This window comes from Blautia sp. Marseille-P3201T, assembly GCF_900120295.1.
GTDB lineage: Bacteria > Bacillota > Clostridia > Lachnospirales > Lachnospiraceae > Blautia.
This window is the reverse complement of the sequence record NZ_LT635469.1, coordinates 108,248-121,523: the sequence shown is the minus strand read 5'-3', so window position 1 is coordinate 121,523 and position 13,276 is coordinate 108,248. Positions and strand designations below refer to the sequence as shown.

General features: G+C 37.5%; 11 protein-coding genes. 1 reads left to right on the top strand and 10 read right to left on the bottom strand.

Features of this window, described 5'->3' with window-relative positions:
- Nucleotides 1-76 precede the first annotated feature (76 nt).
- The gene (locus BQ7352_RS05575; RefSeq protein ID WP_072447699.1) at nt 77-1,849 is read left to right on the top strand and encodes a DUF885 domain-containing protein; all 1,773 of its coding nucleotides are present in this window, start codon (nt 77-79) and stop codon (nt 1,847-1,849) included.
- Between the two features lie 55 nt (nt 1,850-1,904).
- Here the strand turns inward: BQ7352_RS05575 and BQ7352_RS05570 are convergent, their stop codons facing one another.
- The 10 genes from BQ7352_RS05570 to BQ7352_RS05525 all read right to left on the bottom strand — a co-directional run bounded on the left by BQ7352_RS05570 (nt 1,905) and on the right by BQ7352_RS05525 (nt 13,276).
- The gene (locus tag BQ7352_RS05570) at nt 1,905-2,351 is read right to left on the bottom strand and encodes a MarR family winged helix-turn-helix transcriptional regulator (RefSeq protein WP_072447697.1); all 447 of its coding nucleotides are present in this window, start codon (nt 2,349-2,351) and stop codon (nt 1,905-1,907) included.
- Between the two features lie 129 nt (nt 2,352-2,480).
- Nucleotides 2,481-3,053, bottom strand: coding sequence for a PduL/EutD family phosphate acyltransferase (locus tag BQ7352_RS05565; protein ID WP_072447695.1), 573 nt, complete (start codon nt 3,051-3,053; stop codon nt 2,481-2,483).
- Nucleotides 3,054-3,126: 73 nt separating this feature from the next.
- Complete coding sequence (locus BQ7352_RS05560; RefSeq protein WP_072447693.1) at nt 3,127-3,750, bottom strand: J domain-containing protein; 624 nt, start codon at nt 3,748-3,750, stop codon at nt 3,127-3,129.
- A gap of 79 nt (nt 3,751-3,829) precedes the next feature.
- Entirely contained in the window at nt 3,830-4,354 is a 525-nt protein-coding gene (locus tag BQ7352_RS05555) for a spore maturation protein (protein ID WP_004221257.1), read from the bottom strand.
- A 61-nt stretch (nt 4,355-4,415) separates the two neighbouring features.
- On the bottom strand, nt 4,416-5,285 hold the full coding sequence (locus BQ7352_RS05550; RefSeq protein WP_072447691.1) for a magnesium transporter CorA family protein: 870 nt from the start codon (nt 5,283-5,285) through the stop codon (nt 4,416-4,418).
- Complete coding sequence (locus BQ7352_RS05545) at nt 5,282-6,334, bottom strand: sensor histidine kinase (protein ID WP_072447690.1); 1,053 nt, start codon at nt 6,332-6,334, stop codon at nt 5,282-5,284. Before BQ7352_RS05545 ends, BQ7352_RS05550 begins: the two co-directional genes overlap by 4 nt.
- Entirely contained in the window at nt 6,324-6,992 is a 669-nt protein-coding gene (locus BQ7352_RS05540) for a response regulator transcription factor (protein ID WP_072447688.1), read from the bottom strand. The genes BQ7352_RS05545 and BQ7352_RS05540 overlap by 11 nt, the downstream gene beginning before the upstream one ends.
- Before the next feature lie 17 nt (nt 6,993-7,009).
- Complete coding sequence (locus BQ7352_RS05535) at nt 7,010-9,043, bottom strand: FtsX-like permease family protein (RefSeq protein ID WP_072447686.1); 2,034 nt, start codon at nt 9,041-9,043, stop codon at nt 7,010-7,012.
- The gene (locus BQ7352_RS05530; RefSeq protein WP_072447684.1) at nt 9,033-9,809 is read right to left on the bottom strand and encodes an ABC transporter ATP-binding protein; all 777 of its coding nucleotides are present in this window, start codon (nt 9,807-9,809) and stop codon (nt 9,033-9,035) included. The genes BQ7352_RS05535 and BQ7352_RS05530 overlap by 11 nt, the downstream gene beginning before the upstream one ends.
- A gap of 83 nt (nt 9,810-9,892) precedes the next feature.
- Complete coding sequence (locus BQ7352_RS05525) at nt 9,893-13,276, bottom strand: ABC transporter permease (protein ID WP_072447682.1); 3,384 nt, start codon at nt 13,274-13,276, stop codon at nt 9,893-9,895.

The window sequence follows — 13,276 nt, the reverse complement described above, 5'->3', positions numbered from 1 at the left end:
TCTTTTCCATGTAAAATACACATACATATTAGTTTTTTTCATAAACTATAATGAATATCCTAACAAGGAGCTTATATTGAAAAAATTCTTTTCAAAGAAATGCCGCATCTTCCTTTGGAGTGCTATACTTTTCTTTCTTTCCGGCCTCTGTTTTTTCTGCTTAAAAACTCATGTTTTTTCCCCTGATGTACGTTTTGAACGCTTTACAGATAAACTTTTTGAAGAGGAACTATCCTCTAATACTTTAAATCTACATTATACTCTGGCAGAACCTGAAAAATATGGTATAAAAGAAAATACCATCAGTCTGGGAAATATGTCACCGGAAAGCTTTATAGAAAGAAAAGAGTCTCTTCAGGAATTACAAAAAAAGCTTTCTTCTTTTTCATCAAAAAAACTTTCCAGAGAACATCAGATTATCTACGATATTTTAAAACTTTCTGTTGCCACACAGCTTTCCGTTGCAGATGACTTTTTACTTGAAGAACCCCTTGGACCAAATCTGGGAATTCAGGCCCAGCTTCCTGTACTTCTGGCAGAATACACCTTTCGTTCTCCTGACGATGTAAAAGACTATTTTTCTTTACTCTCTTCTCTGCCCGAATATTTTAAAAGTATTGCTGAATTTGAAAAAGAAAAGTCCGAAAAAGGCCTTTTTATGAGCGATACAACAGCAGATCGAATTATACAACAATGTAATACCTTTGTAGACACGCAAAAAGAAAACTACTTGCACACTATGTTTCAGGAACGTGTAAAAAAGCTTCAGCAAGAAAAACAAATCAATAAAAAACAGGTTTCCTCTTACATAAACATACATCAAAAGCTTTTAAAAGAGTCCGTTTTTCCTTCTTACAAACTTTTAGCCCAAGAACTCACAAACTTAAAAGGTACCGGCAAAAATGAAAATGGTCTTTCTCACTTTCCGAAAGGCAAAGCGTATTATGCCTATCTGATAAAAAATGATGTGGGCGACTATCGAAGCATAGATAAAATCGAAAGAGAATTATATCAACAGCTTTTACAATACTATGATGATATTCAAAAATTATCGCAGGAAAATCCTGACTTACTAAAAAACTTAAAATCAGAAACTACAGTAGAAATGGTTTCTCCAAAAAAAATCCTCTCTTATCTGCACAAAAATACAGCAAAAGACTTCCCATCTCTCACTATGTCTGATTATGAAGTAAAATACGTTCCAGAAGCAATGGAAGAATTTTCAAGTCCTGCTTTCTATCTCATACCGCCTATAGATACACTTACCCCTAACACTATTTATATTAATAAAGGTTCTTCTGTTTCCTGTCCTGAACTTTTTACCACCTTGGCACATGAAGGCTTTCCCGGTCACATGTATCAGACACTCTATTTTGGAAGCCAAAACACTTCCCCCATTCGGAGCTGCCTTAGCTGCAGCGGTTATATAGAAGGCTGGGCAACTTTTGTGGAAAATCGCGCCTATGGCTATGGAGCAGAATTTTTAAATATCGCTCCCGCCTACATGGAATTTCTTCGCCTGAACCGCTGTATCAGCCTTTGCTTGTATTCTATCCTTGATATTGGTATTCATGATAAAGGGTGGGATTTTTCCGCTGTCACAGAAATTTTATCTTCTTTCGGTGTGACAACATCAGAAACCTGCCGTGAAATCTTCCAATATATTGTGGAAAACCCTGCAAACTATTTAAAATATTATCTGGGCTTTTTAAACTTTTCTTCTTTAGAAAATACTGTTCGTGAACTGGAGGGAGATGCCTTCGACCTAAAAAAATTTCACAAAAATATTTTAGAAATAGGTCCTGCACCTTTTCCTGTAGTAAAAAAATATCTGCTTATGGAATATTGACCAATAACAGGAAAGGGGTTGTGCATTGGTATATTAACATACCTGCAACAACCCCTTATTTCTGATTTTCATACGAATCAAAGAATTCTCTTAAATTTAATAAGGATTTCACTAAAATTTCCTGCTGTTCATCGTCTAAATCCTTTAAAAGAGCCTGTATCATTCCGTCATGAAAGCTTTTATGGTGTTGGTTTGCCTTACGGCCTTTCTCCGTAAGTGAAATAAGAACAACCCTTCGGTCTTCCTCACTTCTTTCTCTGGTCACATACCCTTTCTTCACAAGACCATTGATAGCAATAGTTAAAGTTCCCACAGTAACTGATAATATCTTAGCAACAGAAGACATGTTTTTGGCGTCTTCTTCTCCAATAGCCTCCATAATATGCATATCATTGACAGAAATATCTTTAAATTCAGAAGTAATCAGTGCCTTTCCCTCTATATCCATAATTTCCTGAAATAAATTTACCAGAATATCATGGAATACCTCATAATGATCCACTTTATCACTCCTTCGACATTCTTCTGCTTTTATTATATCCGATTTAGAACATAAAAACAATGAGTTTTTATGTTCTATGATGCAAAAGAGCACCGACAGTTTCTGCCGATGCCCTATTGAAAAATTCAATTATTTAATAATCATTTCTCCGAAGCATTCTTTACCTGGTGCTAAAGCGTTTGCTTCATCTGTATCAATATGAGCTGCTGTTGCATAAGATGCACTTACACGAACAACTACATCACCAAATGTTAAACTTCTTCCGTTTGGAGATTCGATAGCTAAATCAACGATCTGTTTGTCAGCTACACCTGCTTTTTCAGCATCTTCCGGTGTCATATGTACGTGACGTTTTGCAGCGATTACGCCTTCTGTTAATTCAACTTCACCTGCTGGTCCAACAATCTTACATGCTCCTGAGTCTTTAATATCTCCGGATTCACGAATTGGAGCAACAACACCGATGCTTCTTGCATCTGTTAAAGAAACCTCTACCTGTGTATCTTTTCTTACAGGTCCTAAAACAGACATTTTCAGGCTGCCTTTTGTTCCGATTACTTCAACTTTTTCTTCACATGCGAACTGTCCCGGCTGGCTTAACATTTTTTTTACTGTTAATTCATGTCCTTTACCGAACAGAACTTCTAAATGCTCCTGAGATAAATGTACATGTCTTGCAGATGTTTCTACTAATACTTTCATTTTGAAATCCTCCACTTTTGAAATATTCATTACCTTCAATTATAACTTTTTCCCTGTACTTGTCAACTGATATTTAAACACTTTCCTCCTTCGGAAACTTATTTTTTAAATAATCATACTCCTCCATAATACTTCTGGTAATTTCATCCTCACCAAAACTATTATCCGGATGATAAATCCGAAGAAGGGCATAATAGCGCTTTTTCAACTCTTCCTGATTTTTAATTCCTTTAAAGTAATGAATGTGAAACTCTGCATCATCTGTGTCCTTTCCTTTATATCCTCCCTCAAAGGCAGACCATTGATAATCCGGTCTTTTATAGAAAACTTTCCAGTTATCTGAATTTCCCATATACCATTTCCAAATCCAACTGCAGGCTGCTTCAAGTACGACCATTACCATTGCAACACCTGTGGCCGGAATATATGCCAGTCCTCCTGCTACCGCCATTGTCAGGATAATCGCCGGAATTCCCGGACCATTTCCCTTTACCTGCAATACAATTTCTACCAGAACTCCAATGGACAGCATTACAGCAGACACGATACACACAAAAGAAACCACTGCCCCACACATTTTTAAGAAAAATTGAATTCCCCTTATTACAGCAAATATTATAATCAATGGTATCGCCAATATGGTTTTTAAAATAATAAGCAATACCTTCCCCAGCTTTTTCTTATCTTTTTCCTGCATATTCTTACCTACATTTCATCTACTGTTTTTTCACTGTATTAGTTTAACATATTTGATAGAAATTTTACAGAATTTTTTTTTACATACTACCTGCTAAAAATATACTGACGGCAATCCCCGCAGCCGTTGCCAGCATAGCTCCTGCAACGGTATATCTTGTTTTGTTTACTTTTGCCGCTATAAAATAAACAGAAATCGTATAGAAAATCGTTTCTGTGCAGGACATCATAATGGATGCAATCAATCCGATGTAGGAGTCCGTGCCAAATTCTTTAAAAATATCAAGCACCAGTCCTGTCGCAGCGCTTGAGGAAAACATTCGGATAATGGCAAGAGGTACCAGCTCCGAAGGAAAACCGATTTGTGCGGTAAAATTTCCCAACACCTGCCCCAGCATATCCAAAAATCCCGATGCCCGAAGCACACCCACTGCCACCATTAGCCCGATTAAAGTAGGCAAAATTTTAACAACAGTCAAAAGACCATCCTTCGCTCCTTTCACAAATTCCTCGTATACACGGCATTTCATAAGAATACCAAATCCCACAATATAAAACAAAATTAACGGTATGCTAATCTCTGAGAGAAAAATCAAAAACTTCATATCTGCTCCTGATGCCTTTTGTTCTATATTTACGCTGAATTTTTTAAAAAAGAAGGGGCTTTTACATTTTTCTGCGCTTTTTCAAATATCCTTTCTTTCTGAAGTAACGCACCTCCACTGCAATAATTATAAAGGTAATGAAAATCACTGTAAGATATCCGTATTTCCAATTTAAAAGAGGCATATTGGGAAAGTTCATGCCATACCAGCCTGCCAGCAGGGACAATGGCAGAAATACCGTAGTTACAATGGTTAAAATAGTCATAATCTCATTTTGAGAAATATCAATCTGCGCCTGATATAGTTCATGCAGCTGCAAAAGATTTTCCCGAATATTCTCTGTATATCCATGCAAGCGAGATACACGGCTCGCCAGCATTTTCCATCCTGTTTCATCTTCCTCTGACAAGCGCTCACCTAAATTCCCCTGTATTTCTTCTATCACATCCAAAAGCTGCACATAAAACCCGTGAAGACGTGTCATGGCTCTGCGAAACCTCATTAAAACCTCGGGAAAATCTCTGGGCGGCTGAACAATTAAAATATCTTCCAGTTCTGTAATTTTCTCCTCTATCTTTTGCAGATAAGGTACTTCGTCCTCAATAAGTCCGTTTAAAACCGTAAGAAGTATTCCCAGCTCCTGACCTTCCTCTATATCTTCCAGTTCCTTTCGCTTTTCCAGCACAGGATGAATAACCTTATCTTCATCTAAAAAGATAATCGCTCCCTTTTTCACATAATATGCTGCAATCAAAAACTTCCCCTGAAGATTTCTTTTATCCGGTATTTTCAAAATTCCAAACATACCCTCTGAGAAAAATTCTGTTTTGCAATATGCCGCTTCCTCCAAGCTCTTAACAAAAAGCTTTTTATACGGATATTCTGACAAAGAAGTGAGAAACTCTTCTTTCGTCATAAATCTTATCTTCATACAATCTCCTCCTTTTCCACCTTGGGGAATTCGATTATCAGCCGAAATCCACCTGCTTCTCTGTTCTTTGCGCTGCATACAAGCTTCATATTTTCTGCCATTTTTTTCACAAGATACAGTCCTATTCCCGTAGACTTCTTGTTTTCCTGTCCATTGCTGCCTGTAAATCCCTTTTCAAAAACAAAAGGTAAATCCACCTCTGAAACCCCTTTTCCATTATCTTCTATACTAATATAAATCTTTTCATCCTTCTCATAAGCTGAAAAAATAATCTGCCCGTTTTTTTCTTTTCTATACTGAATACTATTGCTCACAACCTGAGATACTATAAACTCCAAATTTTTCCTGTCTGTAAAAATTTCTTTCACTTCTAAGTTTTCCACTATAGAAATTTTACTCTCTGTCAATAAATATTCATACGCCTCCAACACGTAATCTATACAATCCTGCAGATTCACCCACTCCATAATTTCTCTTTTGTGCTCATACGATAAACGTGAAAAATAAAGGATTTGCGATACATATTCCTGTAACTGTACATTCATATACTGAAACTTCTGATAAACTTTAGGACTCATTTCATCTTCACGATTTTCCAACAGCAAAGTAAGCCATGATATAGGCGTTTTTATTTCATGTACCCACGTTTCCACATATTCCTGCTGCTGTCGAAGCGCCAGCATCACATCTCTCTTTTCAATTTCAATATCTTCTATTTTTTCTCTTAACTTTTCTATTATCCACTTTTCTTCAAAAGATAATACATCTGTATTCAATTCTTTACCCAGATTATTTCTATCACTTAAAAGCTCTTGAAAGTAAAGAAGTTTTTTATTCTTCTTTTTCATCTTATCTATAAAAAGAAATACAAAAATTACACCTGTAAAAAGCACAAAGGCAACTGCCAGTTTTACACTTTTTCGATTATCAAGCAGCCACAGGCAAAAAAAGCAAAAACAATCGAAAAACAGCAGAGCAACAAAGAACCATGTGTTTTCCTTGCATACTTCTCCTGCTGTCTGCCATTTTCTTTTTCTATCATTCTCCATTCCAGAGATACCCCCTTCCCCGAACAGTCTGTACCATGTTTTCTAATCCCAATGTATTCAATGTTTTACGTAACCGTGTCATATTCACCTGAAGAATATTTTCATCTACATAGACTTGTGTTCCCCACACTTTCAAAAATAAATCTTCTTTTGAAACAATTTCTCCCCGATGCTCTAAAAGCACCTCCAGAATTTTTCCTTCTTTCTCCGGCAATACCTTTGAATAGTTTTCTGTATAAAGCGTATAAGTATGCTTGTCTAAATAAAACCCGTTGCCCTTTAGAATGCCTTCAAAACTGGAAAAACGCTGTAACGTATTCTCGATACGTGCCAAAAGCCGTCCCTTATGGTACGGCTTTGTCAAGAAATCATCAGCGCCCAGCTTCAGCCCATGAATTTCATCTCCAATCTGTGTCCGTGAAGTCAGAATAATTACCGGACACAAATTTTTCTCCTTTAATTGTTTGCAGATCTCAAATCCTGATTTTCTGGGCAAATTGATATCTAAAAGCACAAGGGCCGGTTTGCTTTTCTTAATCTCTTCATAGACATTCTGAAAATTACTGATTTGTACTACCTCATATCCTTCCTTTTCCAAAATATCTGCCAACTCCTCACGCATAAAAATATCATCTTCCACTATAGTAATTTTGCTCATAAACCCACTCACTTTTCCTATTCATCTCTTTTTCTTTCTAGCAAAGCATGAATATTTCTGTCACTGTTTTTCATCACTGTTCTGATATATACCCATTCTACCACAGCGATGAGGCAGACTACAAGAAGTGCTATTACTATTATATTACTCTGCTGCTCTTCAAAATAAGAAGACAAAAGTCCGTTTGTCATTGACTGAATTCCGAAAACAGAACTGACGGCAGCTACTCCTGCGGGAAGGAAAAAGTACCAGCACACCTGTGTTCTCCCTGATTTTGAAGCTTTTGAAAAATCTGCCCCGAGGGCAAATAAGGCCTGATAACGTTTTCCTGTTTTCCCTTGATACATAAGGAACTGTGTTCCGATTGCCGTATTGGCTATAATCAAAAATACAACCCCCAGATAAATAGACAGATAACTCTCTGACACTATATAAAACAAGTGTCTTCCCATATTTTCCATATAGCTTTCATATTCTAACCCTGTTTTTGCCAGTTCTTTATTGATATCTGTAAACCCTTTAATCAATCCTTCATTTTCAATTATCTTATCGTTCAATATGGCATTCCAATAGGATTGTGTACTATCCTTTTCACATAAAATTTCAAAAACGCTGTCTTCTACAATTAAGGCATCCATAAGCGTAATTTTATCATCTGTCACCACATCATAGGACATAACCTTTTCTTTCATCAGATAATCCTGCCCGTCAATTTGCAGATGCACTCCTGTTTTCAATGCTTCCTGCAAAGTTTCTACATATTCTTCACTCATTCTGGGATCTTCATAGAGAAATACTTCATCTTCTTTCAGAACCAGAGGCTCTTTCCCTGCTGATTTTAAAAGTTGGTTATAACTGGATAGTTTTATTATATATGGAGCATCTAAATATCCCAAATTGTTAATTAAAATATCCCGGTTCTCTGAAGGAGGAAGCTCCTTGATTGCTTTCAGCAGTTCTTCACAGGAAAAAGTATGCTCTCCTTCAAATGTAGACAAAAAGGAAAGCTCCATTTGGTAAAAATTCTGAAACTGCTCCATAATGCCTGCCTGCTCTAGCTTTTCTTTTACTTCTTGTTCTTCACCTACAAAAGTAAAATCCGTAAAACGTTCCGGTTTTTGCGAAAATGTAGCAGAAATTCCAAAGGACAGGCAGCAAAATGCAATCAAAAGTAAAAGAGAACAGGACGCTAAAAATCCGCTTTTCAGAAAAACACTTTCCTGTAACTGTCTGAGCGTAAAAGTTCTAAGCCCTTTTCTTTTCTTTTTCAGAGCTTTTTGAAACAAGAAATAAAAACCTTTAAACAAAAGATATGTTCCTGTTATTCCAAAAAGCAAAATCCATAAAAGGGAACGCATCTGCTCCCATAACCCTTTTCTCACACCCAGAAAATATGCAATTCCCAGAAGAAGAAAACCGCCAAGAAGAAAAACCGGTGAGCCTTGCCCTTTTGTCCTCTTTTTCTCACTTTCATCTGAATTTTTAATCAATACATACGGCTCTTTATTTACCGTTATTCCACTTAAAACACTTAGAATTACGATTTTAATCAGAACAATCCCTACTATAGTCCATAAAACAGCCGTCCATGTAATGGTAAAGTGGTGTTCCAGAATTCCCAATCCAATCAGTCTTGATACAGTAAGACTGATAATCTCTGTCAGCAAAATGGCAATAGGAAATCCTGCCAGAAAGGCCACCGCCGTATTTACCATATCTTCTGCAATGAGCATAAAAAACAAACGGCTTCTCTTCATTCCCATCATCAGATAAAGTCCAAACTCATGGCTTCTGCGCTCCATCTGGTACCGTGTTGTAAAAAACACCAAAAAGGACAGAACAAAAAGAGAAAATACATAAAAGATAGGAATAAGAATTAAAAGCTTCTGAACGGCATCACTTTCCATACTCTTTATAAATTTCATCACATCCTGATTTTCTATGGATAAAATCACGTAAAATGCCACCACGGAAATAATCAGAGAAGCAAAATAAAGACTGTTTTCCTTCCTGTCGGATTTGCTGTTTCTCTTAATCAGATTATAAAACATTGGCGCTTCCTCCTCCCAGTGCAGCCGTCACTTCCAGTATTCTCCGATAGAAATCAGACTGGCTTTCCTCCGGAAGTTGACGCCGAAGCTCATGAAAAATAACTCCGTCCTGAATAAATAAAATTCTACTGCAATAGCTTGCCGCATTGGCATCGTGCGTTACCATCATCACCGTTGTTTTAAAATCTTTACACACACCATTTATTTTTTCTAAAAGCTTTTTGGCGCTGTGGCTGTCCAAAGCTCCTGTGGGCTCATCTGCCAGCAGAATTTTCGGCTGAGATATCAGAGCTCTTGCCGCTGCTGCCCTTTGCTTTTGACCACCTGAAATCTGAGAAGGAAACTTATCTAACACATCCTGCATCTCCAGATAGTGTGCCAATTCCATACATTTGTTTTCTGCCTGTTTCCGGCTGTCGCCATGGATGGCAGAAGGCAGGAGAATATTTTCTTCTACTGTAAGGTTATCTAAAAGCTCAAAATCCTGAAACAGATATCCGATTTCTTTGCCTCGAAACTGTGCCAACTTTTTTCCTTTAAATCTACCAATATCTTCTCCCGACAGTAAAATTTTCCCTTCTGTCGGTTTTATCATGGTTGCAATACAGTTTAAAAGTGTAGTCTTTCCAGAACCGCTGCTCCCCATAATTCCCAGAAATTCCCCTTCCAAAACCTGAAAGGAAACGCCGTTTAAAGCTTTTGTCTCCCCCTCTTTTCTTCCATAGCTTTTCTTTAACCCTTGTATTTCTAATAATGTTTTTCCCATATACTCCTCATCTCCTTATTTAAGATACCTTTATTATAAAAGATGACAGCCGGAAAAAACACTTACATCTTTTGTAAGAATTCTTACTCCACGCTCTTTAAAGACTCTACCATATCTATTTTCTTTAATTTAAAGTACATCACTGCATTTACAAGAAAGGAAAACATACAAGTCAGCGCTGCACTCAACACAAAGCTGATATTTTCAATAATTCTGGTGAACATCACACTGTCAATTTCCACTGTCACAATCACAAAACGATGTAGAATACTTCCCAGTGCAATTCCCACTACTACACCGATTATGGTAAGCAAAATATTTTCTCGGAGCACATAAGCCGAAACCTCTTTATCATAAAATCCCAAAACCTTAATCGTTGCAAGTTCGCGTTTTCGTTCCGTAATATTGATATTATTCAAATTATATAAAACTACAAAGGCAAGAAGTCCTGCAGAAATAATTAACACTACAATAACAATATCAAGACTCTCCAGCATATCATCCAACTGGCTTTGTATATTATAAGTATAAGTTACATTCAATGCTCCTCTTTTATTTAAGATATTCTCACCGATTTTCTTAAGCTCCTGTTTATTAAACTCTTTCATTTTAAAGTAAACAGTATTCGGCTCCATATCCTCTCCATAAATTTTCTTATACGTTTCCGGAGAAATATACAGATAATGTTCCATATAATTTTCACATATATCTGTCACCTGAAGCTCTGTCTTATTTCCATCCTGTCCATCAAGTGTAATTTTATCGCCTTTTTTCAAATCTAAAAGCTTTGCTGCCTTCTCTGTTATAATTACAGAATTTTCTTCCAGGTTAAACTCCTTCTTTGTAATACGATTTCTGTAAACCTGGAATTTTTTATTATCCTCAAGATTTGCAGGAACAGATAAATAAACTTCCCTTTGCTCATCTCCTTTAGAAATTTCAACTTTCTTTAAATATCCTTCCATCACAGTAGAAACAGCCTTTTCTGAAGAGAGGTATTCTATAGGTTCCTGTCTGTCTTCTTCCTCCGCATCTGTATCCAGAATAACCATTCCATCATATAATTGCAGTTCACCATACTGTAACTTACCAATGGCAAAAATAGAGTCACGAAGGCCAAATCCTACAATCATCAATGCCATACAGCCGCCAATTCCGAAAACTGTCATGAAAAATCTCTTTTTATAACGGATAAGATTACGAATAGTAGATTTCCAAATAAAGCTTAAATGTTTCCAGATAAATGGAATTCTCTCTAAAAAGACTCTTTTCCCCTGTTTCGGCGCCGGTGGTCTCATAAGCACAGCCGGTTGAGAAGCCAGCTCTTTATAACAAGCCAAAAAGGTTGCCAGACCTGTACATAAAATTGCCGCTCCCGCTGCCATTATTCCATATTCCCAGTTATAAGGAATTACTATATCCGGAACATGGGTATACATGATCTTATAGGCATTTACAATAATATAAGGAAAAATCTTTTCTCCAAAAAGTACGCCAAAAACGCTTCCTCCTACTGTTGCCAAGAGTGCATAGTTTAAGTATTTCCCGGCAATACTCAGCTTTCCATATCCCAAAGCTTTTAAAGTTCCAATCTGCGTTCTCTGCTCTTCTACCATACGTGTCATAGTTGTCAAACTGATTAATGCTGCTACAATAAAAAACAAAATAGGGAACACCTTCGCAATCGCCCGAATACGATCCGCATTATCTCCAAATCCCGTATATTCCGGTAATGCACTTCTATCCTGCACATACCACTGAGCATTTTCAATCTTATTGATTTCTAACTGAGCATCTTTTATTTTTTCCTCTCCGTCATGAATTTCCTGATCTGCCTCTGCTTTCCCCTGTTCGTATTCCTCCTTTGCCTGGGCAAGCTTTTCTTCATTTTCCGCAATTAAAGCTTCACTTTCTGTCTTTTGTTTTTCTCCCTCGCGAATTTTACTCCATCCTGCATCAATCTGCTGTTGTCCCTTTTTCGCCTGTTCTTCGCCGGAAACCAACTTCTGTCTGCTTGCTTCTAACTGCTGTCTGCCTGTTTCAATAGCAGCCTGCCCCTGTTCTAACTGTTTTTTTGCCTCTGCAAATTGAATATCTGCTTCCTGCTGTTTCTGTTCCAATGCTGCTTTTGCCGCTTCAATCTGTTGTCCCGCCGCCTGCAAAACAGGCTCTTTTTCTGCAATCTCTGTTTTCAGTGCATCTGCCTTCGCCTGTATCTCAGGCACTTGTTCCGGTGGCAAAGCTCCGCTTTCCAAACTTGCTAAAAGCTTCGCAAGCAGCTCCTTTGCCTGTTCAAGTGCAGCAACACCTTTGTCATATTCTGATTTCTGACTGTAAAAAGCATCCCATGCTTTTGTAAGTTCTTCTTCTCCTTTGGCAATTTCTGCCATTCCTGCGTCATACTGTTCTTTAAAAGCTGCTTCTTGTGCATCAAATTCTTTTTTTGCTGCATTATACTGACTCCAGCCATTGGATATTTCTTTCTTTGCTGCATCTATCTCTTTCTGACTGGCATATAACTTATTTTTTCCGTTTTGCAGTTCCTGATTTGCTTTTTCAAGCTGATTTTTTCCTTCCTGAAGCTGCTTTTCTCCATCATCAATCTGCTTTTTGGCATCCGTAAGCTTTTCTTCTGCTTCCTTCTTACCATTCTCTAATTCTTCCCTGGCATCTGCAAGCTCTGCCTTTGCTTCATCACGGATTTCATCCGCTCTTCGTTTTCCCTGTTCGTCAGCAATTGCTTCAATATTTTCCTGTACCTTTTCTACTTTGGCATTATACCGGGAGGTAAAAGCTGTCAGCGCCTTTGCATCTTTCACAGATACATAGCATTCTGTATACGCTTCCAATCCAAAATCCTCCGGAAGAACACCGATAAATCCGCTGACTTCACCATTCCCCACAGTACTACTTCCTCTGGCATAAGTAAAGTACATGGAACTGCTGCCACTTCCTACGATTTCAAAAGTATCTGTCTTTAAAGTTTCAGTAACCGCATCCTTCGTACCACTGGAAAGGGTAATTTTATCACCAATTTTAAATCCATGAGCCTTTAAAAAATCCCCATCCATAAGACATTCTCCTGATTTCTCAGGCATTCTTCCCTCTTCTACTGTATACTTGTTCATATCTTCTAAGATAGAAGCTACATGGAGAACTTTATGGTTTCCCTCCACATTCAACAGCATATCAGCAGAATAGCCCGGTTCTGCCCTTTCTACTCCCTCTGTCTTTTCTAATGCTTCTATATCTTTTTCTGTCAGCCCCAGACTGCCTATAACGCGAAGATCCATAACATTATTTCTGTCAAAGTAGGCATCTCCCGAATATCGCATATCCGGTTCACCTGCTCGAATGCCGGAAAAAAATGCAACTCCCATTGCTACGATAAAGAAAATAGATAAAAATCTTCCCAGACTTTTGCGTATTTCTACATAAAAATCCTTTCTTATTGCTCTCTTTTTCAT